A 25,681-nucleotide genomic window follows, 5' to 3' on the forward strand; every position below is an offset into this window, starting at 1 on the left:
TCAAGTTACCTGTCTAACTAAATAGTAGCCAGTAGAATACGTTTCGTCAAGGAAACGACCTTTGATTTATCATAAAATCGGCGTTAATTCTAGCAGTACAATGCCATTTGTATCTAGCATCGCATAATAATTAAAGAGATCATTAATTTGAGTATCAAAAACTTTGATCTTAGGTCGAGTGCCTTCTACAACATATTCTTGCGTCTCTAAGTCGAGTGTATCTGCGTTACGAAATTCTTCATACGTATAAAATAATGCGCCATTATGCCGATTAAAGTCGATTTGTTTAATCTGATAATTTGCTGGTTTAATATTTGCCAATTCAATTTCAAAAGCCACAGCCTGACTTTTAAGAAAAGCTTCTTCTGAAGAAAGATGAGGATCAAAATAATTTGTATTAAACAATAATAACTGATACTTACCATCCAGATAAGTCAACAGGTATTCTTCCCCTTGTGCCAAGACCAACCCTGCCATCCTTCTAGCTAACCACAAACAAAAATAGACGGGTCTTTTTCCACTGTAAAAATGAAATAGCTCTAAGCCATCATTTTTTAGTGGTCGATCTTGTGTTTGTTTTTCAAACAATTCAATATTCAGCCAAAAACCGAAACCGTCCACCAAGGTATCCAAGACTAAGAGATCTTTTAAAATAATCGCCCCTCTAAAGAAGGTTCCATTACTATTTCTCGTCATCCCAGTCAAAGTGTTCCATTCCGTAAGATACAACGGTAGTTGGAGTTCATATTCTTTTAACAAATGCTTGATATACAAGGTTTTATTCAACACATATTGATGATAATTTTTCAAATCAGGAAAAGTGCTATCTAAATTTTGAAATACGTAGTTAGGCTCGGCAGAAAAAGACAGAAAATCGCATTTTTTCGCAATCGTCTCGCAAAAAAAACGTATTTGTTCTGGATTCTTTTGCTCAAAAAATGGATCAGTCAACGGAATTTCTGCGCCTACCGCTATTTTAGACGAGATCTCAAATAGACTTTTTTTGACTTCTAAAAATTCAGGATAATATTCCACAAGAGCTTGATCTTTAAATAGACAATTGACCTTCCACTGTTCAGTCATTTTTGTCCCAAATTTATTTTGAACATGTCGAAAAAATTTACGGCAGATCTCTTTTACTCTAACACTGAGTTGTTTAAATTCAACAAGAGATAACTGAAAAAAAATACCTAGCTGTGTTTCTTCTAAGAAGGCCAAAATATAGTCCCATTGTTCAAAAGCGGGAAAGGAATTCATCCCAGCTTCCTGATGGATCTGTACAGATAAAGGAATTTGCGTAAACAACGATTGGACACTGATATACTTGATCCCAATTTGCTTTTTGATATCCAGAATTTCCCTTTGAATTTTCTTAGAGCCTAAAACTTCCCACGAACCAACATGAATGATTACGTCTTTTTTTACATACTCAGATTCAATTTGCTCTGTCGTAATATACAGCTGTTTTGTCTTTAGCGTTAATTCTGACGGGCGTGATTCTTCCAACCCCATTTGCATATAACTGTATAACGGTACTAAGATCTCTTTGATTTGAAGCTCAGTTGCTTTAACCGTTTGCTTGCTTTTCTGAGGTATTTTCGCTTCCGTTATGTGAGATGACCGGTAACTGGTGGGAGAATCGTTAAAGATTTTTTTAAAGTGTTGCCGATAAGTCTTGCTATTGCTAAAACCATTGTCCAAAGCAATTTGCTCAATACTTTTTTTCGTATACAGCAATTCAGACAAGCTATGCTTGACACAAACAGTGCGCACATAATGAGAAAAGTAGTCACCGGTTTCTTTCTTAAAAAACTTCGACAACGAGGATTCCGACATAAAAAATTGATCTGCTACGTCAGCTAATAAAATACCTTCATGATAATGTTCCTCGATGAATTCTAAAATCTCTCTTAATTTTTGATTGTCAGAAGGATGATAGTCTGTGACCTCTTCTTTTTGAAAATGATGGACAAGAGACAAAATGATTTGCGTTAAAAATAAAGTGATTTTAAGTCGTTTTGAAGGATCATCACTAAATTCAACTAAGCATAATTCAGCAACTTGTCTTCTCAAAGCAGCGATTGCATGCATCTTTCCGTGTTCTTTTTGAATAGGTCGACACTCAAAGTGTGTATAGAAAAAAGCAGGAAATTGGGCAGCAAAGAACACGCTATTAATGCTTAATCTCAAATAAGAGCAGTTTGCTGCTGTATTAGGTGTCAAAAGAAAATATTCTCCTGTATTAATTACCACTATTTCTCCCGAGCTTACTTGATCCGTCGACTCTTCCAACGTTATCCCCATACTTCCTTGTAGAACGATCAAAATAGTTGTTTCTTTGCAAAATGCACTTTCTTCGACCTGTAACTGTCGATAATCGATCTGATAATTTTCGTTTACAATCATTTTTTCCCCTCTTTTGTTTATTTCCTTCTCATTATAACACGCAAAAGGAAAATATCGTTCGTTCACCAATCTTTTACTTTCTAAACTCCATAGTCCAAAAGTGCCTTCTGATATTTAGAAATTTCTAACCTTGTGAAGTTTTTAATTAAGCATAGAATATGTAGTGTATTTGAAAGGAGCAGTTTAAATGGATGATTTACGTACTCAATTATTTACGAAGCTTCAACAAAAAGAAGCAGATATGATCAAGATTCGTCGACATTTTCATGAGAATCCAGAACTATCTTTTCATGAAACTGAAACAGCAACATATATTGCTGATTTTTACGCTGGAAAAGATTGTACGGTTCAAACGAATGTAGGCGGCGGTAACGGTATTTTAGTTGATATTCATGGTGGCAAAAAAGGACCTGTCTTAGCGATTCGAGCAGATTTTGATGCGTTACCGATTCAAGAAGATACTGGCCTCCCCTTTTCATCTAAAAAGGCTGGCGTCATGCATGCTTGCGGTCACGACGGGCACACAGCGTACATGATGATTTTAGCCGCTTCACTGATCGAATTAAAAGAGCAATTAGCTGGAACGATTCGTGTCATCCACCAGCCTGCTGAAGAAGTACCGCCTGGTGGTGCTAAAGGAATGATCGAAGCTGGTTGTTTAGACGGTGTGGATCATGTTTTAGGGATTCACGTAATGAGCTTAATGCCGCTTGGCGACGTTCTTTATCATCCAGGATCCGTTCATACTGGTCGAGCAACCTTTAAAGTAGTGATGCAAGGAAAAGGCGGACATGGTTCAACACCACAAGATGCGAATGATACGATCGTAGCAGCTTCTCAATTTGTCACAGCCGTTCAAACCATCGTCAGTCGCAGAATTGATCCTTTTGATACTGCAACTGTCACGATCGGTTCATTTGACGGCAAAGGTTCAGCCAACGTTATCAAAGATTCTGTCACACTAGAAGGCGATGTGCGGATCATGAAAGAAGAAACTCGGACAATCGTGGAAAAAGAATTCAAACAAATTCTAGACGGTATCTGCCAGACATTCGGCATCAGCTATGAACTCGATTATGCCAATGATTATCCAGTATGTGTCAACGATGCCAAAACCACTGAAATGGTTGCTAAAGCATTGAGCGAAGCGCACATTCCAGAAGTGAAGCAATTGGTCGAATGCGGTCCACAAACACCTTCTGAAGATTTTGCTTATTATGCCAAAGAACGACCAAGCTGTTTCTTTTTCGTAGGTGCGCATAAAGAGGGAACACCAATGTATCCACATCATCATCCAAAATTTTATATTGACGAAGATTGTTTATTAATTGCTGCAAAATCAATGGGTGCAGCTGTTCTACATTATTTATCTGAAGGAGTTTAATCATGAAAGCAACAACACATACAGCAGCAGATGCTGCAACATATAAAGGGACAAACAAATTACTGATAGGCATCGTTTTAAGCGTTTTGACTTATTGGCTGTTTGCCCAATCTTTACTAAATATGGCGCCAGCCGTTCAAAGTGACTTAGGGGTTTCCGCTGGCGTTTTAAACATAGGAATCTCCATGACTGGTTTATTTTCTGGTATTTTTATCGTCGTAGCTGGCGGGTTAGCAGATAAATTAGGCAGAATGAAATTAACATATATTGGTCTTATTTTAAGTGTTATTGGCTCAGCGGCTTTAGTCATTACACACGGCCCTATTTTATTTATTGGTGGTCGAATTTTACAAGGATTATCAGCTGCGTGTATCATGCCTGCAACAATGGCCTTAGTCAAAACGTATTATGAAGGCAAAGATCGGCAACGAGCGTTAAGTTATTGGTCGATCGGTTCTTGGGGCGGTTCTGGTTTATGTTCATTCTTTGGCGGTGCCGTTGCCAGTTCTTTAGGTTGGCGTTATGTCTTTATTTTTTCGATTATTGTTTCGATTTGTAGTGCGCTATTGATTTTTGGGACACCTGAAAGTAAGGTTACCAGCGATAGTAATAGTAAATTCGATTCAATTGGCTTGCTTTTATTTATCGTTTCAATGGTTGCTTTAAACGTTGTCGTTTCTAAAGGTTCTGAACTTGGTTGGACAAGTCCGATCGTACTTATTTTAGCTGTAGTAGTCATCATTGGATTGATCACATTTTATAAAGTGGAACAAGCAATCGATAATAGTTTCGTTGAGTTTGCTTTATTTGAAAACCGCGGTTATCTCGGCGCAACCATTTCTAATTTCTTATTAAATGCTGTTGCTGGTACGTTGATTGTTATCAATACCTATGTCCAACAAGGACGTGGTCTGTCTTCCGCTAAAACAGGGATGTTATCGATCGGTTACTTGTGCCTAGTCTTGATCACAATCCGGATTGGCGAAAAATTATTGCAAACAATCGGTGCGAAAAAACCAATGTTGTGGGGAACGATTCTTTCTGGTACAGGTGTTGGTTTGATGGCTTTAACGATGGTGACTGGCTCGGCCTATTTCATACTAGTTTTTATTGGCTATAGTCTATTCGGAATGGGTCTTGGCATGTATGCAACACCTTCTACCGACACAGCGATTTCCAGTGTACCAAATGAAAAAGCCGGCGTCGCTTCTGGGATTTATAAAATGGCCAGCTCGCTTGGTGGCGCATTAGGAGTCGCGATTTCTGCTGCGGTTTACAATGGCTTTAGTGCTGGTGGGAATTATACACAAGGCGCAACATTTGGCTTACTGACAAATATTCTTTTCTGCGTTTTAGCCTTAGGTTCAATCGTATTTATTATTCCAAAAGAAAAACAAGTATAAGGAGAGAGCATCCATGGATAATCAAGAGGCATTACAATTATTAAAAGAAGTCATTCAAATCAAAAGTATTTTAGGGAAAGAAAAATTAGTTGCAGATAAGCTACAGGCTCTTTTTGAAACGTATGATATTCCTTGTGAGCAAGTCGAATATAGTGAGGGACGAAATCAATTAGTTGCAACTCTAAAGGGCAATGAAGCAGGTCCTGTCCTAGGTTTTTCTGGGCATATGGATGTGGTTCCGGTGGGAGAAATCCCTTGGGATGAAGAGCCTTTTGCGGCAATTGAAAAAGACGGTTTACTCTATGGACGGGGAACCTGTGATATGAAATCAGGCTTGATCGCAGCCGTCGTTGCGATGATTCGTTTGAAAGAAGCTGGTTCGAAATTTAAAGGAACCATCAAACTTTTAGCTACTGTGGGAGAAGAAACGAGTGCTATTGGCTCTGGTCAATTAGTCGACAAAGGCTATGCAGATGATCTAGATGCATTAGTAATCGGTGAGCCTACCAATGTTGAGATCGGTGTAGCTCACAAAGGTGCTTTATGGCCGCGCATCACAACTTACGGAAAAACAGCGCATGGTTCCATGCCAGATCAAGGGGTGAATGCGATCGAGCATATGCTTTTGGTGTTGAATGCTTTTAAAGAAACCTTTGATTTCTCTCAATCTGTGGACGAATTAGTGGGTGCCTCAACTTCAAGTTTAGATATTATCAATGGCGGTAACGGAACCAATGTTGTGCCCGATAAATGTACAGTAGAAATCGACATTCGCACGATCAAAGCACAAGATCACTCTGAATTAAAACAACAATTTAAAGCGATGCTGGATAAGTTGACAGCAACCGTTCCTGATTTTAAAGCGGAAATCGAGTTCATCAATGATTTACCTTCTATGAAAACTGAACTCGACGATCCATTTACAGTATTAACACAAAAAGTCGTTGCTAACGTTACTGGTAACACGGCGAGTACGTTTGGTATGACTGGATACACTGACGGTTCTCAATTTGGTCGCGTGAAAAAAGAATTTCCTATTTTGATTCTAGGTCCTGGTGAAACAAAATATGCGCATCAGCCAAATGAATTCGTGAATATTGACGACTTTTACCAAATGATTACGATCAATGAAAACATTGCAAAAGAATTTTTAAACTAAACAATAGAAAAAGCCAAAATGAACAGACTAAAGTTCATTTCGGCTTTTTCTATTGTTTAAGATTCTACTCAAAGCTCAAATAACTTTTTCGTCAGTCTCTCCAACTCACCTGTTGCCGGAAACTGCGAAACCTTAATACTTAAACACCCTTCAATCGGCACTAGCATCACATGATTATAAATAATCACATCAATTTCTGCTCTTTTTGCATACTCTTCGGTAATTTTTTCATTAAAAACCCAAATAACATCAAAATTTCCTGGAATTCTTTTCTTTAAAATAGCAATCAAATGCTGAACATAACAGGCCTCACCAGAAATACTTAAAAGAATTTTTTTATTATTTTCAATCGTCGTATCAACTAAATAGGAACTAAACAACAAACTCAAATTCGTTGCTACATCTTCTGGATAGACTAATCGCGCATCGTGAGATAACTTAACTTGTTTTAATTTAGCCAAACATGCTTGGTAAATCTCAGGAAATTCTCTTTCGGCATACTGATTCAGCTCGAATGAATTTCTTTGAAATAGTGGGGTCAATCTAGATAATAAACTGAGATTTTCTAAAAACGAATTCACACAATGGTACATCTCTTTGCTTCTTGAAGGATCCAGAGGAATGCTTTCACCAAAATCAAAGATCGTATTATACTGATTGTCATACTTGGATTTCCGCGTCAGATTGATTGAGTAAATCTCCCCCTCAGGAGGTAAATAAATGACGCTTGCTAAGGTTGTAACATAAGCATAAATGTGTTCTTCATAAGGTAGATTTTCGATTGAAAAATACTTCTTCATCAATTGATCATAGATTTCAGAAAACACTTCAAAACGATCTGTCATAGCATATTTTTGATCAGGATTTTGCTTTTTTGGGATGTACAAATGCTTACCCACTCTTTGTAAGATAACATGGTGCCACATTTTCGTCCGATTTGCGTCCAGCGTTAACACCCTTTGATACCTATTTAGAAATGATTCTTGAAATTCGTAATAAAATTTTTGAACCATCTCATCAAGATGAACATCCTCTTCTCGCCAGCCCCGTTGACTTGTGTAATCAAAATATAAATATCGGATATCAGCTTCTTCTCCTATCAAAGCCATATGCGGGGATAGTTGTAAGGTCAAATTATATCGTTCTAAAACTTCAGTTAGATGAGGCAAATAGCGTCTCAAGGTGCGCTCTGACAACCAAATCCGATCACACCAAGTTTCAATCGAATACTCTTCACCATCCAATAAAGCACTCAACAACGTAAAAAGCGGCTGCTGATCGATGATATCCGATAATATTTCTTCGATCGTGTAGGTACTATCTCTGTTAAAAATAATCGTTTCCTTTTTCACTTGCACAAATCCATCAATCACAGGACTGTACTCCTGCAGTAGAGCTAGGTCACTTTTTAACGTCTTTTTTGTCACACCCAATTTTGCTGCCACATCTTCCATTGTCAGTAAATCAGAGGTATCCGCTAAGAAATAAATTAAATTAATCAACCGGATCGCTTTTTTATCTGTTACTAGATCTATATACAATTTCCGCATGTTTTGCCCCCTTGGATGTGTCATCATTTTCTATTAAAATCCTTTATAGTAGTATAGCATGAGCGCTTTTAAAACACGCCTGATATGATTTTACAAACGTTATAAAAGTGGTGCAAACAAACCACAAATTTTACCTTTGATTTTTTTCCAAGGGCTTCTTTGTGCTAATTCAAGAGCCGTGATTTGTCTTGCATTGGTCCGATCCTTTTTGAAATCAGCCGCTAATTTTTGAATTGCTTGGCCAGTGTATAAAATAGCGGACACTTCGTGATTAATATCAAAACTGCGAATGTCGAAATTTGTCGAGCCAATCGTTGCCACCTGTTCATCAATGATCATCACTTTACAATGTAAAAAGGCTGTATCATCGTATTTGTAGACCTGAATTCCTGCACTGATTAACTCTTCCAAGTAAAAGTCATTGCCATAATAAGAAAGTTTTCTGTCCCCTTTTCCTGGAATGATGATTTCCACCTTGATACCATTACGAGCAGCTCTTCTTAATAAAGCCAACAGTTCATCATCTGGCACAAAGTAAGGACTGGCAATGGAAATTTTCTCTTTCGCTGAATCGATCAAATTAAACAAAACATCCCGAACCACGCGTTCTTGATCATATGGCCCTCCATAAATCACTTGTCCTTCATCACTTCCTACTTCAATTGTAGGAAAATAGCTTTCCACCATAAACTCATTCGCACTACCAGCACTATTTTTCATATAAAGCCAATCATATAAAAAACTTTCTTGTAATTGCGTCACTAAAGGACCAGTTATTTGCAAATGTGTGTCCCGCCAATGTGAAAATTTTGGTGTTATGCCTAAATATTCATTTCCAATATTTAAACCTCCAACAAAACCAAGCGTGCCATCGATGACAATCACTTTTCTGTGATTGCGCCAATTCGCTCTCGCAATATGATAAAGCGATTGGATCGGATTGAAAATTTCGACCTCCACCTGTGCTGCTTTTAAAGAATCAAGATACGCATCAGATAATTTCACTGAACCTAATCCGTCTACTCCAAAGCGAACCTTTACCCCTTCTGAAGCTTTCGCTATCAAGATTTTTCTGAGCTTATCTGCAAGTTCATCTTCCTTTATTATGAAATAAAACAAATGAATATGATCTTTCGCTTCATTCAAAGCCGCAAAAATAGCGGAAAAGGTCTCTTCACCATCAGTAAGTACCTCAAATTGGTTGCCTCCGACTACGGCTTTTTTTGACAATCGTTCATTTTTTTCTTCCAAAGAACTTAATGGTTCCAGCATCTTCGTATTTAAACTCTGAACATAACGCACCATTCTATCTTGTTCTCGCTTTTGGATGACATTGCTTTTTAAGTTGCTGCGCCCGAAGAACAGATAGACAAACAACCCTACAACAGGAACAAAATATAACGTCAACACCCAAGCCACTTTAACGCTCGTGACATCCTTCCGTCTAAAAACAATATACATACTTAGTAAAATAGAAATCAGTTCAAACAATGACAGCATAATCAAAGCAAACTGTGGAAAAAAAATAAAGATCAATAAAAATGTGATGATTGTCACAATTGAAACTATACTAAATTGACGTAATGTTTGATTCATGAATACTCTCCTTAAAATAACACGAGTTTTTTATTCAACCACTATAAAAATGGTTGACTTCCTTTTCTAAAAAAGCTTATTTATTCATTATAATAGCGGATAAAAATCTAATAATACAGGCATTTTTTTCACTTTAAAGGAAAACATTGCCAGAAAATGTGACTTCTATTTGCTAACCCCTTACCCCTGTTGACTTGAGCTTAAAATAAAAAAACATAATGACAAAAAAGGGCGTTTCAGTCCTTTTTTTGCCATTCACTTCAAGAACCCTCCGTGGTAAATTTGTGACATAGTAAACAATCTAACCAGAATGGATGGTGATTAATCATGAAAATCGAGCAGTACTTTTCTTACGGCTTCCTTTTTGAAGCCAAACTTTTGAATAAACATGGCGAAACAATTGCAAAGCAGTTTGTTTCGATGGAGCCTAATGAAGAAATTGCCATGGAAAAAATAATTTCTCATATCTCTTTACTGCAAGATTTTAAATTGCATCAAATCAAACTGATCGATGAAGTATGGATGGTTACAGAATAAACGATTGTTAATAAGAAAGGATGTTTTATATGAATAAGCAAAGATTAGTAAAGACATTTACTGAGTTGGTCCAAGTCGCTTCGGTTTCACGTGAAGAAGGAAAATTTGTCCAATTATTGAGCGACAAATTAACCACATTAGGTTTGACGGTCACAGAAGATGATTCAATGAAAACAACAAAACTTGGCTCGAACAATTTGATTGCCAAATACACTGGAAATTTAGCGAAGGAGCCAATCTTCTTCTCTTGTCATGTGGACACTGTAGAACCTGGTGAAGGAATTGAAGTGATTGAGAAAAACGATATTCTGTATTCTAAAGGTGAAACGATTTTAGCCGCAGACAATAAAGCGGGTATTGCGATTCTTTTAGAAATGATTGAGACGATTTTAGAAAATAATATTGAAACAGGACCGATCGAGCTTGTCTTTTCTCCTGGTGAAGAAATCGGCTTGATTGGTGCAGCAGCTTTAGATATGGCATTGTTCGATTCAAAATTTGGCTATGTATTTGATAATTCTGGACCTGCTGGAAATGGCATCGTCGCTAGTCCTTTCCTCTATATGTTTGATATTGACGTTACAGGAAAAGCTGCTCATGCTGGTTTAGAACCAGAGAAGGGGATTTCAGCCTTCTCGATTGCTCAAACTGCATTAGAAGGAATTCCTTTTGGCAGACTCGATGAGCATACTACTTCAAACATCGGAAAAATGTCTGGTGGTGCAGGAATCAATGTTGTGATGGAACACTTAATGATTCAAGGGGAAGTACGATCGATTTCAGATGAAAAAGCCCGTGACTTTCTAACGACATTAGAACAATCATTCAAACATGCGACTGACTTACATGGTGGTGACTTTACTCTTTCAGTGGATCAAAAAGCAACTGGTTTTCATCTAGCTGATGATTCTGATCCTGTTAGAATCGCGAAAGCTGCAACAGCCAAAATTGGTCGAATCTTTGCTCCTGAAATCAGTGGTGGCGGTAGTGATGCCAATATTTTTAACGCACAAGGCAAACCAACGCTGAATTTATCAATCGGATATGAAGAAATTCATACGGTCAACGAATATATCCCAATTGCTGAAATGCTAAAGTCAGTTGAATTAGCGTTAGCTATCGTCAATGAAATGCCCGACAGCGCTTCTTCAAGTGGGTCAGTAAAATGACTGCGCTGCGTAAAGTTCAAAATATCTCTTTAATTATCCTAGCGGTCCTACTGCTGAGCATTTCCATCAATATGTTTTTAGGTCCTCATCAGATAGCGGCAGGCGGGGTGAGCGGATTAGGTATTTTGGCAGAAGCGGCCTTTTCGATCGATCGGTCAATCGTTGTGTTGGTCTTAAATTGTTTGATGTTGCTTTTAACGATCATCTTTTTAGGTAAAAAAGTTTTCTTTAATACACTGATCGGTAGTTTATTGTTCCCATTCTTTTTAGCCGTCGTTCCTGAAATCATGGTTACCTCAGATCGTTTACTCTCCGTGCTTTTTGGCAGTGCGATTTTTGGCATCGGTGTTGCGATTCTGTATAAAATCGGTGCTTCTAGCGGTGGCACAACAATTCCACCACTGATTTTACAAAAATATTGGCATATCAATACCTCAACAGGTTTACTCGTGACCGATGCCTTGATCGTCTTACTGAATGTATTTATTTTTGGTGTTGAATCGTTTCTCTTTGCGATCTTGTCGATCATCATCACATCCATTGTCATGACTTATATCGAAACAGGCGTGAAACGAAGAAAATCTATCTTGATTTTCAGTCAGGATAAAACAACTGAAATCAAAGAGGAACTACTGCACACTGTAAATCGTGGTATCACACTTTTCAATGTTACTGGGGGTAAAACGCAACAGGAAAATCAAATGCTGATGATCGTCAGTTCAAATAGTGAGTATCCTGCCGTTATGCAAACGATCGATCGTATCGATCCAACGTCATTTGTGATTGTATCAAATGTTGCTGAAGTACACGGTTTAGGCTTTACGTATCATCCTATTCAATAAAAATAACCTATCAAAAAAGGAGTGCAAAAATTATGAATTCTGTGTTAGCTTTTACGATTATTATGCTTGTTTGGACGGTTAGCGATTACATTTCTAAAAAAACAAAGTCACTACTTTCAACACTATTGATTGCCTCGTTGATCTTTTTAGTTGGCTTTAAAACAAACCTGTTTCCAGAGGATTTATTGCCTAGTTCTTCATTACTAGCTTTAGGAACAACTGTGGTCGGTTTCATCTTGGTTCATCTTGGTACAACAATTAGTTTGAAAGAATTTAAGCAACAGTGGCGAACCTTTTTGATTGGAGTAGCTGCAACGTTGGGAATTGTCGCAGCATTATTACTTGTCGGCCCTTTATTTGAAGATCAAAGTTACGCTATTGCAGCGATTGGGGCAATTTCTGGTGGAACAATTTCCATTATCATGGTCCAAGATGCCGCTATAGCTGCTGGCTTATTATCTGTTGCTGTTTTACCTGTTTTGATTTCGGCCTTTCAAGGGTTGATCGGTTTTCCATTGACTTCATTGATTTTAAGAAAAGAAGCCAATCGCTTACATCAAGAATATCAAGAAAATCCAGCGGCTTTTGCCAGCACTGAAAAAGTGGTAGAAAAAGAAACGAAAAAAACACGTTTACCTGAACTTTTTCATACAACAGCAGGTACACTATTCGTTGTTGGGGTAACAGTATTGCTTGCTACCTTCGTTAATAATCTAACCAATGGCATGATTAACACATTTATTCTCTGTTTACTATTTGGGATCGCGTTAAGAGAATTGAATATTTTCAAACCAAATATTTTAAATGGCATTGATGCTTATGGTTTGATGATGCTTGCTATTTTGATCATTATTTTTGGTCCATTAGCCACGATTTCTATTCATGATTTAATTGAATTGATTCTACCGTTGACTCTTTCATTTTTAGTTGGTGTTACCGGAAATGTATTATTTGCTGCAATTGCTGGGAAGTTTCTTGGCTATAGCTTATCGATGTCGATTGCAATTGGTTTAACTTCATTGTACGGCTTCCCTGGGACAATGATTTTGAGTCAAGAAGCCGCAAAAAGTATCAATGGTACACCAGAAGAAATTGCATTGATCGAAGGGCAAATTTTACCTAAGATGGTCATTGCAGGTTTTTCTACTGTTACGATCACATCTGTATTTATTACAGGGATCTTAGTTAATTTAATTGGATAATGAAAAAAATAAAAGTAAGTCGTTTTCTTTCCGACTTACTTTTATTTTTTATTTCTCTTCGTATCATTCAGTGATCCCTTTTAACTCAATGGTTTCTTTCTCTGTCTCTTTCCATTCATTCATTACTTTCTTATAGCGATAACGAATAATCACTGCTGCCACAACACCAATAGCAGTCAAACAGATATTTAATCCAAAAATCAGTGAAACATTGATTTTTTCTAATTGCCCAGTAATATAAGGAATGACCATCACAGAAACAGACGTTGCAATAGAATAATAGCTGGTGATTCGACCTTTGCCTTTTGAAAACAACTCTAATAACACTGCCAGCCCTAATTGCCAAATTCCCCCTGCGGCAAAAACACCGATACCGATTGATCCAACTAAAAACATTGGTACACTTGGAAATAATGTCATGCCAATCAATAAAAACAATGAAACGAATGTACACCAAACAAGTAATAAAGTCGGGGCAACACCTCGTTTAACGATCAATGATGTTAAAAACACTGAAGCAAATGAACCGATACTATACGCACTAACTAAAACCAAACTATTTGAATGGTTCATAAGGTTTAATGATTCCGCGAATGACGGTACCCATAAAATAAAGATATTGAAAGTAGACACACAAGTAAAACTAAAAACCAATAACGCAATTCCTTCGACTTTAAACAACGGTTTTTTCGCCGCTGGTTCATGGTTAGCTTCAGCGATTATTGATGATTCACTTGCATTCGTTTCTATTCTTTGCGGAAATCCAAGTCTAGATATATACAATAAGTTAAGAAACAGACCCAACGCACAGCCAATAAAAACAAGTCCATAATAAATCCCATTATCCAGCATAAACCGCGTTAATAACGGCAAAATAAACTGTCCCAAAGAAATAAAAGCCTTATTTAAAACACTAAGTGAGCTATTATCTTTTTCGTTTGGATAAGCTTCCATCAACGTTGGATAGGTACTCGTATCTAAAAAAGCATTACTAAAACCAGCAAATAGTGCAAAAAAGAGCCCTTGTAAATAATTCTGACTGATCAAGATCCCCAGGAAGAAAATCAGATAACTAATAATACCAAGCTGAACTGTTTTTTTCCGACCAAATTTATCCGAAAAGTACCCTGCAAAATATAAAATCAAGACACGTCCTAAGCCAATGCCACTAATCACTAAAGTTACTTGTTGCACAGTGGCTTGCCAACTATCCATCAATGCATGCAGGTTCTGAGATAAAATAATCGCTGCCATCCCTTGAAAAATGAAATTTGTGTATAAAGAACCGATCAAAGGTTTGTAGTTTTTTTTCGTTGTGTCCATCGCTATTCTCCTAATTGTTTAAAATTAACTTTGCTCAACATTTCACTATCTATAGTTTAAGAAGAAATGCCTATAATATCTAATGCTTTATTTTCATATAATCGATAAATAATATTTATTGATTACATGTATGAATTGATTTTTTCTAATTTTGAAGATAATTATTTTATTATTGCCTATGCTTTGCGGCAAGTCAATGTTTTTTCATATAAAAATAATAAAAAAACTGTAAACGAGTCTAATAACTACTTGTTTACAGTTTATCTTTAATATAAATAACTTAAATCACTCGCTACCGTTGGGTAAAGCATGATCATACTATTGACTTTGTTTGCTGCTAATTTTTGATTGATCATTACTGTAAACAAATTGATCAATTGATCAGCTTCATTTCCTAAAACGGTTGCACCGACCAATAATCCAGTTGCTTTTTCACTGACGATTTTCGCTTTGACTAAAGACTCGTTGAGATGCTTATACGTAAACCAATGTGATAAATCTAACTCTTTCACTTCATAGTTGTCATTAGCTACTGTTTTGTCATCAGTTAAACCGACCTGGGCTAATTTAGGAGAACTGAAAATAATGGTTGGGATAGCTGGATAGTCAATTGCTTCTTGGACGCTTCCAGTGAAAAGCTTAGCAAGATAGCTCCCTTCAAAACTAGAAACGGGTGTTAATTTAGGTTCATTTTTTTGTAAACAGTCTCCTAAAGCATAAATCGTTTCCACAGTGGTTTGTAAATGATCATTTACGTTAACGCCTTTGTGCGCATACTCAACCCCTATTTTTTCCAATCCCATATTTTCAAGGTTCGGAATTCGGCCCGTAGCACAAAATACGCGATCGACGATTAGACTCCCCTGATTAGTCAGCTCAACTTTAAATTGTCGTCCTTGCTTCGTGAGCGTTTCAGCAGATTCATTAAAATGAAAATGAATTCCTCGTTGTTCAAGATTTCCAATCAACTCACTTGTTAAGGCTTCATCAAACCCCTTCAATGGTCGTTGGTTATGATGAAGCAAGTGAACCTCACTGCCACAACTATTGGCGATATTCGCTAGTTCAAGTGAAATATAGCCGCCGCCAACAAAAGCGATTTTCGCAGGTAGCTCCTTCATTGACAAAAAATCAGTGCTTGTACCGAAATACTCTTTTCCGGGAATATCCAATATAGCTGGTCGTTGTCCAGTCGCTAGGATAAATTTATCAGCTTGATACTCCGTTGATTCTACAAGGATCGTCTGCTTGTCTTTAAACACTGCTCGCCCAGTAATCGTTTGGATACCAGAATTTATTAGTCCTTTTTTTTGCTCGGTTGGAACAGGTTTCGTAAAGGTTTCTTTAAAGCCCATTAATTCTGCCCAATTGATTTTAGGAACACTATTGAACCCACGATTTTGCAATTGAGCTAGGTTATCTTTCGCTTCAACGACTCCATAGAGAACTTTTTTAGGATCACATCCTCGATTTGGGCAAGTTCCGCCCCAAAGATCAGCTTCTACTACTGCTACTTCATTTCCTTCTGACGCCAGATCATAAGCCGCTGCCATACCGCCTGGTCCGCTACCGATAATGATTACATCAAATCGTTTCATGGTGATTTCCTCCTCTAGTTGCTCTCGTTTAAACACTGTCGCGTACACATCTCATCGCTACTACACTTTCATTATAGCAATCGATCCCTAAAAGCGCATATGTTACGACGCTAAAAAAACGTTCAGATGACGGATGCATCACCGAACGTTTCTCTTATTTTGGATGATTTTCTATAAAATGATAGACTGCGCCGATCAGATTAGCATCATTTCCAAACTGACACGCCACTATTTCATACGTCAACTCTGTCACAGCATTTTCTAGTAAAATCCGTTTTAATTGACGATCGACCATTGGAATCAGTTGGCTATTTCCAGACACGCCACCACCGATCACGATTCTCCCTGGATCAAAGCAGACGAGTAGATTATAAATTCCTCTTGCTACAGATGCATAAAATTTATTCAACAAGTGGCTCGCCAATTCATCTCCTGTTTCCGCTAGTTCAAACAACTCCTGCCCATCAATATTAGCGCCAGTAAGCTGGTTATATTTTTTCACACATTTTACTGAACTCCCTAAATCGCTTAATGAAGAGGATTCATTTAACACCATATAGCCAAACTCACCACCAAATAGATTGCGACCTTTGACGAGTTTCCGATTGATCACAATTGCTCCTCCAATACCTGTGCCGATCACAAAAAAGATCGAATTTGCAACATCACTTGCAGCTCCTAGCCAGACTTCTGCCAACGCTGCACAATTGGCATCATTTTCCATCGAAACAGGGACGTTAAATAGCTCCGTTAATTCTTTTTGTATAGGAAAATGGTGGAGGTATGGTACAGCACTAACCCCGCGAATCTTACCTTTTGCTTCATCCACTAATCCTGGTGCACTTAAGGCGACGCCTGTAATCTGTCGTTCACTCTGAATTCTATCAAAAACCTGCTTAAGTGCTATTTTCATTAGAGACCAATCTGCTGGTAAAGAGAACGAGTCTTGTTGAACCAATTGTTCATTCACCCAAATACCATATTTCACTGAACTACCACCAATATCAAATGCTAGTATACACATCTTATCCTCCTTAATTTAACGCTTCATTCAATCGATGACAAAGTGTTTTGGTTTGATTATAAATCTCCCTATATAGTTCATAAACAGCCTGATAGCTTGCAACGGCTTCTTCATTTGGAAAATATTCTTTATCATAGACAACAAATTGTTTCGCACATTCTTTTACCGTAGCAAACCAGCCAACGCCTACTGCAGCTATCATTGCCGCCCCCAGTCCTGGCCCTTGTTCTGTTTTTAAGGTAACGATTTTTGCATTAAAAATGTCTGCTTGTATCTGCAGCCATAACTCGCTTTTTGCCCCACCACCTACAGATACGATTTCTTGAAATTGTTTTCCTGCAATGGTTTGCATCATGACTTGTGAATCTTTTAGTGAAAATGTAATTCCTTCTAATACTGCTCGCGTAAAATCACTAATAACATGACTCGCATCCATACCTATAAAACTACCTCTAATTTTACTGTCTACATGCGGGGTCCGTTCTCCCATGATATAAGGTGTAAAGAGTAATCCATTTGCGCCAATCGTACTGTTTTTACTACTTGCTACTAACGCTTCAAAGGTCTGCTCCTTTGCAAAGGTTTCTCTAAACCAAGTCAGGCTTTGACCTGCAGCCAACGTGACACCCATTGAGTAATAGGTGTTTGGAATCACGTGATTGAAAAAATGCAATTTTCCTTGATAATCCTTTTCTTGTTCACCCTCATAAGAAAGAAAAACACCTGAAGTGCCAATGCTACACATCCCGCGATTTTCCTCAACGATCCCAGCCCCTAGCGCCGCACAAGCATTGTCTGCACCGCCTGCAAAAACACATACATCCGTTTTAAGACCTAACTCTTTAGCAAGCACTGGGTTGACCGTGCCAATATTTTCTAAAGAAGATACTAAACTCGGCAACAATGTCCGATCAATGCCAAACGTTTCAGCTATTTCCATATCCCACTGTTTATCCATTACATTCAGTAATAAAGTACCCGCAGCATCCGAACATTCCATTTGTTGGTTTCCAGTCAGCCAAAAAGCAAGGTAATCTTTAGGCAATAAAAAGCTTTTTGCTTTTGCCCAAATTTCTGGTTCATGTTCTTTGATCCACAATATTTTTGGTAAGGTAAACCCTTCTAAGGCTAGATTCTTTGTCTTTTCTACTAATCGTTTTCCAAGTTTTTGCGTGATTTCTTCACATTGCTTCGTGGTTCGGACATCATTCCATAAAATTGCATTTCTCAGAGGTTGCTGTTTTTCATCTAATAAGACCAAGCTATGCATTTGCCCTGAAAAGCTGATTCCCTGCAATTGTTCTTTTAACTCAGGCATTTTAGCGATCAATTTTTTTAAAATCGTTTCTGTGGCGTGTAACCAATCAGCTGGATCTTGCTCACTATACCCTTTCTTTATATGAAATAAGGGATACGGTTCTGAAGCTTCCAATACAACAGTTCCCTTTTTATTGACAACTAATCCTTTGACTGATCCTGTTCCAAGATCGATTCCAATCACATAGGACATCTTGTTCCACCTTTCTTTCAAACTAAAATAAAGCGCTCACATTTTCATCAGATATAAAACAGGCTGGATCAAACTCATTGAGCTTTGCTCCAGCCTATTGATTTTTACTATCGGTTAAACATTCGTTCCATTTTCTTGAATCACTTTTTGATACCAATAGAAACTGTCTTTTTTGTAGCGATTCAAACTACCATCTTGCTTTTCATCTTGCTCAACATACACAAAACCATAGCGTTTTTGATAGCCATTCAACCAGCTCAATAAATCTGTATATGACCATGTGCAATAGCCTAAAACATCCACGCCATCTGTGATTGCTTCTCTAATTGCATGTACATGGCCCTTCAGATAATCAATCCGATAATCATCATGGATTGCTTTATCCTCAGTTAGTTCATCATATTCGCCAAGACCATTTTCTGTAATCAGCACAGGAATACGGTAGCGGCTTGTGATTCTTCTTAGTCCGATACGTAACCCTTCAGGATCGATTTCCCAATCCCAATTTGTCCGTTCTAAAAACGGATTTTCCACACGTTTGAAGACGCCTGGTAGACCAGATTCTTCTGACGAACCCTTTTCACCTGTCGTATTCATTTTGCCTAAGCCAACACCATCAAGTGGGTTGAAGACAACCGTATTGGTTTGATAATAGTTGATGCCTAAAAAATCCGGTTTGCCAGCGGCTAAAAGTTCTTCATCTCCTGGTTCGATTATTGGAGCTAATCCTTGTTTTTTCAACATTTTCAAAGCTGCAATCGGATATTTCCCGAATAAGTAAACATCCATCCAAAAATGTGCATTTAAATCTTCTGAGTCCTCTGCCGCTAAAACATTTTTTGGATCACTATTTAAAGAATAATTTGGCCCATAAGCAAAACTTGGTCCAATTTGTCCTGGCATATCCATATCATGAAATTTCTTGATGACCGCTGCGTTCGCTAAATTAGCATAGTGATTCGCCTGATACATTCGTTTGGGATCACTCACTGCCGGCGGATGAGATGCCATTAAATACCCATGACTGATAAAAATATTCTGCTCATTTAAACTGACCCAGTAATTGACTTTTCCACGGAATGTCTCAAACAAAACAGTCGCATAATTCGTAAAGTCAGCAACGATTTTTCTTGATTCCCAGCCTTGATACTCATCTTGCAGCGCTTGCGGCAAATCCCAATGGTAAAGCGTTAAAACAGGTTCAATTTGATTGGCGATCAATTCATCCACTAAATCAATATAAAATTGCAAACCGGCTTGATTAATTTCACCACGGCCATTTGGAAAAATCCGTGTCCAAGCAACAGAGAAACGATAGGCTTTTAAGCCTTGCTCTTTCATTAGCGCAACATCTTCTTTATAACGATGATAATGATCGACCGCCACATCCCCATTAGTGCCTTTGAATGTTTTGCCAGGAATTCGAACAAATTCATCCCATACGGAAACACCTTTGCCATCCTCTTGCCATGCACCTTCTACTTGATAAGCAGCAGATGCCGATCCCCATAGAAAATTCTTTGGAAATTGATCCAGTTGTTTATGCTCCATCGTATTGCCTCCAGTTTTATTGCGCCTCTAGTGAAATCGTCAGCTCAGATTGTGCCAACGGACACTCAATCACGCGCTCATTGTCGTGGATGTAAACGTAATTTGCTCCGACCAAACCATCTGTACGAATCACCACGTTTTTATTATCCTTCTCTATTATAATCTTAGCAAGAGGATTTCCACTACTATTTACGATTATTTGTTCATGGTGACCTATTGATAATTGGTAGCAATGAATCGCGATCGTGTCATTGTAGGCATAAGCTACACTTTGGTGTTCTTTATGGGCTGTTACTAAAATCGTGTTTTCTTTGACCCATACAGGTAAGCTTAAATAATCATGGGTTTCCGTTTGCCATTGACCATTTTTACCAACTTCTTTGTATTCGCCATTTAATAAGTGCGTCCATTTTCCTTCTGGTAAATAGTAATCGACTTGTCCTGTCTCAGTAAAAACGGGTGCTATCATCAATGAATCGCCTAAGAAATATTGTTTGTCGATAAAATACGTATTTTTGTCTTCTGGATATTCCATGAATAGTGGGCGCATCATTGGAACACCCGTTGCTGCAGTATAAACGGCTTGCCTGTACAAATAAGGCATTAGCTGAACCTTTAGTTTGGTAAATTTCCGTGTTACAGCTACAGCTTCTTCATCATATAGCCACGGTACGCGGTATTCAATATTTCCATGATATCGACTATGCGTAGACAATAAGCCAAATTGCGTCCAACGTTTGTAAATATCTGCCGAAGCACTTTCTTCAAAGCCACCAATATCATGACTCCAAAAACCAAAGCCCGATAATAAGAATGACAAACCGCCTCTTAATGTTTCGGCCATCGAAACGTATTCTGATAAATTATCACCGCCCCAATGAACAGGGAACTTTTGTGAGCCAACGGTACCAGAGCGTGCAAATAGAACCGCTTCATTTTTACCGCGTTTTTCTTCTAACAATGAAAATACGACTTCGTTATACAAGTAGCTATAATAATTATGGGCTTTTTTAGGATCGGATCCATCAAAATAAACGGCATCTGTTGGAATACGTTCTCCAAAATCGGTTTTAAAACTATCCACGCCCATATCCAACAGGTCAGATAGATATCCTTGGTACCATTTCACTGCATCTGGATTGGTAAAATCGACAATTCCTTGGCCCGCTTGCCATAAATCCCATTGCCAAACATTGCCATCCGCTTGTTTTAAGAAATAGCCATTTTTCTTTCCTTCTTCATATAAAGGTGATTTTTGTCCGATATAAGGATTGATCCAGACACAAACTTTGATACCTTTATCATGTATTCGCTGCAACATGCCTTTAGGATCTGGGAATAATTCCTCATCCCACTTGAAATTACACCATTCAAACGCCTTCATCCAAAAACAATCAAAGTGGAAAACTTCTAAAGGAATTTCACGCTCCAGCATTCCATCAATAAAGCTCATGACCGTTTGTTCACTATAATCCGTTGTAAATGACGTTGACAGCCATAACCCAAATGACCACGCTGGTGGCAAGCCTGGTTTTCCAGTTAAATGAGTATATTTTTCTAAAATATCTTTTGGGGTAGGACCATAGATAATGATGTACTCTAAACTTTCACCTTCGACACTAAATTGTGCCCTTGAAACATTTTCAGACGCCACCTCAAATGATACTTTCTCCGGCTGGTTGACGAAAACACCATAACCATTGCTACTTAGATAAAACGGGATATTTTTATAGGCCTGTTCACTACCTGTACCACCATCTTCGTTCCAGATATCAACTGTTTGGCCATTTTTGATAAACGGCGTAAAACGTTCACCTAAGCCATAAATTTGCTCATCAACCCCTAAAGATAGCTGCTCTCTCATATAATGCTTACCACCAACTTGTGTGATTGCTCCTTGCGCACCAAATTTTGATTCTGTCAGCAGTTTATTCTCACCAAAAAATTGTAGTTGGAAAACATCATTTAAAGTTGCTGTTACACTTAAATTTCCAGTCGTCAATACTACTTGATTTTCGGTTTCTTCAATCAGTGGCTGAACCTCAGCTATGTTCAATTCAAAATTGGGCCCATGATTATTTTTTTCATGATGAACGATTTTAACTGAAACCATGTCTGGTTGTGGACTAGACAAAGTGATTGTACTCATGCCTAAATTAAGCGTATCGCCACGGCGCTCAATTTTTTTATAGGGAGCATATAGAATCACTGAATCTGCTTTTTTTTGCACCGAAAAAACCTCTTTCGGCGATTGAATCGTATATCCTTCTTTTGTCATCCAATACCCATCTGTAAATTTCATAGAATCCTCCTCATTTAAATGCTACTAATATTCTTTATTTCACTGCACCATCCGAAATGCCCTTAATAATATATTTTTGTAGGAATACATAAAGAATAATGATCGGTACAATCGCTATAAACAAGGCTGCCAACGCTAAATGCCATTGTTTTGAATACTGTCCGAAGAAATAAAACATCTTCAAAGGAATCGTATACATGCCTTCTTTGTTGATAACTAAAGAAGGAAGCAAGTAGTCATTCCAAAACCAAATTGCATTCAACACGATCACCGTAACGGTCGTTGGCTTTAATAAAGGCAAAATAATATACCAATAAATCTGGAACTTAGAAGCACCATCGATCGTTGCTGCTTCATCCAGAGATTGAGGAATACTTCTTAATGCGCCAAAATAGAGAAAAATTGCCATACTACTAGCTAACCCAAGATACATAATGACTAATCCAGGTCGGTTCAACATATTGGCTTTCCCAAAAAATGACACTAAAGGAATCATGATCGCTTGAAACGGAATCAATAAACCAATGGCAATCACAAAATACAAGGTATTACTCAATTTACTCTTATTTCTAGACAACGCATATGCTGCCATCGATGTACAAATGACAATCACAAATAAAGAAATCGCAGTAATCATAATCGAATTAAAAGCACTTCTAAAAAAATCTAATTTTTCAAAGGCGACTGGATAATTTTCTGTTGTAAAATTTTGCGGGACATTCAACGTGTTTTTAAAAATTTCTGATTTTGTTTTAAACGAATTAACCACGATCAAATAGAATGGATATAACCACAACAGCGTTAGGATAATCCCAGCAAGTTTGATCCACAGCGCTTTTCTTTTTTTCTGCTTGATCATAGGTCAACCTCCCGTTTTCTGGTAATACTAATTTGCACGACAGAAATCACGGCAATGATCACTAAGAAAATCACAGCTTTAGCTTGAGCATAGCCCATGTTTCTCACGGCAAAAGCTTCATTGACAATATTCATCGCGACCATTTGTGTAGAGTCAAACGGACCACCTGCGGTCAAGGCTAAATTTTGGTCATAGATTTTAAACGCATTAGACAAGGTTAAAAATAAGCTCACAGTAAACGCCGGTGCTAACATCGGAAACTTGATTTTCCAAAATGTCTGCCAAGCAGTTGCGCCATCGATTTCTGCAGCCTCGATCAATTCATCTGGGATATTGTTGATAAATGAGATATAGATGATCATAATATAACCACTCATCTGCCAGACAAATAAAATCACCAAGCCCCAAAAACCAGTATTTGTCGTTGAAAGCCACCCTTTGAAAAACTCAATCCCTGTCGCATCTCCAATTGCTGCAAAGGCTTTGATAAAAATAAATTGCCAGATAAAGCCTAAAATAATTCCACCAATCAAATTAGGCATAAAGAAAACTGTTCGAAATAGATTGTTCAACTTGTCTGCTTTTTGCGTAACAAGCATTGCCAATCCTAACCCGATAACATTGACTAAAATAATAGCTACGACCGAAAACTTAGTAGTAAACCAAATACTACTCAAAAAACGTTCATCTTGAAATGCTCGAAGGTAATTTTCTAATCCTAAAAATTCACCAACTTTGATCCCATTCCAGTCTGTCATAGAATAATAAGCGCCTGTGATCAGTGGAATAAATAAAACCACTGCCATCCCAATCAAACTAGGCGCCAAAAACAACCAAAATGATTTTGATTTATTACGCATAATGATTTTCCTCCTTAAATGAGATCAGACAGCGGCAGAAACAGAGTTTCCCGATTCTGCCGGCGCTATCTCCAAGATATTCATTTAACTGACGAACATCCTACTTGCGGTCTGCTATCCACGCTTCTTTACTTGTCGTAATCAATTCATCCCATGAAATATCCCCATTCAAATATTTTTGGAATTCAGGATAAAATTGTGTTTGAGAAAAACCATCAGGGTATTGATTATGTCCCCAAGGAACCACTTTTCCATCAGATAAATAGTTGAAAATATCTTTTGACGTTGGGTCTTGAATCGAATCAGAAGAAAAATTTGTATAGGCTGGAATAAATTCCATTTCTTCTGTGACAACTTTCATTGCTTCTTTATCCGTGTATAACCATTCTAGAAAGTCCTTGCTTGCTTCCACCACTTTTTCATCTTTATTTTTATTTACACCCCAGTACCATGGTGCTCCTGCGGCAATTTTCCCATCCGTTTCATCTTGAACATATAGCGGCAAAATGCCAAGTTTTTCTTTCGTAAATTCTGGGTCTAAACTATTCAGTGTTGGGACGATCCAATTTCCTTGGTGCACGATCGCCACTTGATCATTGGCGAAATCTTCTTCTACAGAGGTACTATAATCTAATGATAATATTGGTTGAACGTTATATTTATTGATTAGGTCTGTGTATTTTTTAAACTGATCACCATATTTGAAATCAATCGTTTTAGCATCATAAATTTTTTGAAGATTATTATCAAATTCTGGGGAAACAAAGTGAGCGCTATACTGGCTCACTACCCAGAATTCTTTGGCACTAAATCCAAAAACCGCTTTCATTTCTAAGTTATCTTTTTTACTGTCTAATGTCTTCACTGCCTTTTCAAAATCTTCATAAGATTTAATTGCTTCAACATCTACTCCTGCTTTTTTGAATAACTCTTTATTGATCAAAAAGCCAAAGCCTTCAATGTTCATCGGTAAGCCATAAACTTTGCCATCCTTAGTTGCCCCATCTAAGGTACCTTCGATTGCAGTTTCAGCTAATTTGGTATCCGATAAATCAGCTAGACTGTCGCCCCATTTTTCAACATCAGCTAAACCTCCTAGAAGGAAAACACTTGGCTCATCGCCTGATGAAAACTTTGACTGCAAAGCTGCATTAGCATCTTGTCCGCCGCCAACTGTCGTCACGTTGATTTTAACCCCTTCGTGACTTGCTTCATATTTCTTAGCCAATTCATCCAGTTGATCTTTTGTTTCAACTTTGATATTGAACACATCTACTACCGCATCATCTTTTGAACCTGAATTCGAACTACCACTTCCACATGCACTCAAGAGTAAGCCTGCTGCTGCCAAAATTGTTACCGAAAAAATAAGTTTACTTCGTTTCATTCTTATTCCGCTCCCTTTT

General features: G+C 37.8%; 19 protein-coding genes. 7 read left to right on the forward strand and 12 right to left on the reverse strand.

Annotation, left to right across the window (positions count from 1 at the left end):
• Nucleotides 1-69 precede the first annotated feature (69 nt).
• Nucleotides 70-2,406 carry a helix-turn-helix domain-containing protein gene (locus tag RV15_RS07260; RefSeq protein ID WP_071877394.1) on the reverse strand — a complete coding sequence of 779 codons (2,337 nt, stop codon included), beginning with the start codon at nucleotides 2,404-2,406 and terminating at the stop codon, nucleotides 70-72.
• Between the two features lie 187 nt (nucleotides 2,407-2,593).
• Here RV15_RS07260 and RV15_RS07265 point away from each other — a divergent pair, with 187 nt between their 5' ends.
• Genes RV15_RS07265 through RV15_RS07275 form a run of 3 tightly spaced genes read left to right on the forward strand, consistent with a single transcriptional unit; the run spans nucleotide 2,594 to nucleotide 6,352 of the window.
• Nucleotides 2,594-3,790, forward strand: a complete 1,197-nt coding sequence (locus tag RV15_RS07265) for a M20 family metallopeptidase (RefSeq protein WP_071877395.1) — start codon at nucleotides 2,594-2,596, stop codon at nucleotides 3,788-3,790.
• 2 nt (nucleotides 3,791-3,792) lie between these two features.
• Nucleotides 3,793-5,193, forward strand: a complete 1,401-nt coding sequence (locus RV15_RS07270) for an MFS transporter (RefSeq protein ID WP_071877396.1) — start codon at nucleotides 3,793-3,795, stop codon at nucleotides 5,191-5,193.
• A 13-nt stretch (nucleotides 5,194-5,206) separates the two neighbouring features.
• Nucleotides 5,207-6,352: an ArgE/DapE family deacylase gene (locus RV15_RS07275; RefSeq protein WP_071877397.1), complete on the forward strand. Its 1,146-nt coding sequence runs from the start codon at nucleotides 5,207-5,209 to the stop codon at nucleotides 6,350-6,352.
• Nucleotides 6,353-6,420: 68 nt separating this feature from the next.
• Here RV15_RS07275 and RV15_RS07280 read toward each other — a convergent pair whose 3' ends face one another.
• Complete coding sequence (locus RV15_RS07280) at nucleotides 6,421-7,902, reverse strand: AcpB/EbpR/MafR family transcriptional regulator (RefSeq protein WP_071877398.1); 1,482 nt, start codon at nucleotides 7,900-7,902, stop codon at nucleotides 6,421-6,423.
• A 99-nt stretch (nucleotides 7,903-8,001) separates the two neighbouring features.
• The gene (gene cls, locus RV15_RS07285; RefSeq protein ID WP_071877399.1) at nucleotides 8,002-9,498 is read right to left on the reverse strand and encodes a cardiolipin synthase; all 1,497 of its coding nucleotides are present in this window, start codon (nucleotides 9,496-9,498) and stop codon (nucleotides 8,002-8,004) included.
• A 327-nt stretch (nucleotides 9,499-9,825) separates the two neighbouring features.
• Between cls and RV15_RS07290 the strand changes: the two genes are divergently transcribed.
• The 4 genes from RV15_RS07290 to RV15_RS07305 are packed head-to-tail and all read left to right on the forward strand — an operon-like array spanning nucleotide 9,826 to nucleotide 13,248.
• A complete protein-coding gene (locus tag RV15_RS07290; RefSeq protein WP_071877400.1) occupies nucleotides 9,826-10,035 on the forward strand; it encodes a hypothetical protein in 210 nt (69 codons plus the stop codon).
• Nucleotides 10,036-10,064: 29 nt separating this feature from the next.
• Nucleotides 10,065-11,204: a M20/M25/M40 family metallo-hydrolase gene (locus RV15_RS07295; protein WP_071877401.1), complete on the forward strand. Its 1,140-nt coding sequence runs from the start codon at nucleotides 10,065-10,067 to the stop codon at nucleotides 11,202-11,204.
• Complete coding sequence (locus RV15_RS07300; protein ID WP_071877402.1) at nucleotides 11,201-12,046, forward strand: YitT family protein; 846 nt, start codon at nucleotides 11,201-11,203, stop codon at nucleotides 12,044-12,046. Before RV15_RS07295 ends, RV15_RS07300 begins: the two co-directional genes overlap by 4 nt.
• Nucleotides 12,047-12,078: 32 nt before the next feature.
• Complete coding sequence (locus RV15_RS07305; RefSeq protein WP_071877403.1) at nucleotides 12,079-13,248, forward strand: hypothetical protein; 1,170 nt, start codon at nucleotides 12,079-12,081, stop codon at nucleotides 13,246-13,248.
• Nucleotides 13,249-13,311: 63 nt separating this feature from the next.
• On the opposite strand, the gene RV15_RS07310 is transcribed toward RV15_RS07305, so the two are convergent.
• The 9 genes from RV15_RS07310 to RV15_RS07350 all read right to left on the reverse strand — a co-directional run bounded on the left by RV15_RS07310 (nucleotide 13,312) and on the right by RV15_RS07350 (nucleotide 25,662).
• On the reverse strand, nucleotides 13,312-14,571 hold the full coding sequence (locus RV15_RS07310) for an MFS transporter (protein ID WP_071877404.1): 1,260 nt from the start codon (nucleotides 14,569-14,571) through the stop codon (nucleotides 13,312-13,314).
• A 266-nt stretch (nucleotides 14,572-14,837) separates the two neighbouring features.
• Entirely contained in the window at nucleotides 14,838-16,169 is a 1,332-nt protein-coding gene (locus tag RV15_RS07315) for a dihydrolipoyl dehydrogenase family protein (protein ID WP_071877405.1), read from the reverse strand.
• 154 nt (nucleotides 16,170-16,323) lie between these two features.
• Nucleotides 16,324-17,193: an ROK family protein gene (locus RV15_RS07320; protein WP_071877406.1), complete on the reverse strand. Its 870-nt coding sequence runs from the start codon at nucleotides 17,191-17,193 to the stop codon at nucleotides 16,324-16,326.
• A 10-nt stretch (nucleotides 17,194-17,203) separates the two neighbouring features.
• Entirely contained in the window at nucleotides 17,204-18,703 is a 1,500-nt protein-coding gene (xylB, locus tag RV15_RS07325) for a xylulokinase (protein ID WP_071877407.1), read from the reverse strand.
• 114 nt (nucleotides 18,704-18,817) lie between these two features.
• Nucleotides 18,818-20,254 (reverse strand): glycoside hydrolase family 1 protein, encoded by a 1,437-nt coding sequence (locus RV15_RS07330; protein ID WP_071877408.1) that lies wholly within the window; start codon nucleotides 20,252-20,254, stop codon nucleotides 18,818-18,820.
• Between the two features lie 16 nt (nucleotides 20,255-20,270).
• Nucleotides 20,271-22,556, reverse strand: a complete 2,286-nt coding sequence (yicI, locus tag RV15_RS07335; RefSeq protein WP_071877409.1) for an alpha-xylosidase — start codon at nucleotides 22,554-22,556, stop codon at nucleotides 20,271-20,273.
• 34 nt (nucleotides 22,557-22,590) lie between these two features.
• Nucleotides 22,591-23,415 carry a carbohydrate ABC transporter permease gene (locus RV15_RS07340; RefSeq protein WP_071877410.1) on the reverse strand — a complete coding sequence of 275 codons (825 nt, stop codon included), beginning with the start codon at nucleotides 23,413-23,415 and terminating at the stop codon, nucleotides 22,591-22,593.
• Entirely contained in the window at nucleotides 23,412-24,275 is an 864-nt protein-coding gene (locus RV15_RS07345) for a carbohydrate ABC transporter permease (RefSeq protein ID WP_071877411.1), read from the reverse strand. The genes RV15_RS07340 and RV15_RS07345 overlap by 4 nt, the downstream gene beginning before the upstream one ends.
• A gap of 100 nt (nucleotides 24,276-24,375) precedes the next feature.
• Nucleotides 24,376-25,662 carry an ABC transporter substrate-binding protein gene (locus tag RV15_RS07350; RefSeq protein WP_071877412.1) on the reverse strand — a complete coding sequence of 429 codons (1,287 nt, stop codon included), beginning with the start codon at nucleotides 25,660-25,662 and terminating at the stop codon, nucleotides 24,376-24,378.
• Nucleotides 25,663-25,681: the final 19 nt, after the last annotated feature.

It is taken from the genome of Enterococcus silesiacus, assembly GCF_001886225.1.
GTDB classification, from domain to species: Bacteria; Bacillota; Bacilli; order Lactobacillales; family Enterococcaceae; genus Enterococcus_L; species Enterococcus_L silesiacus.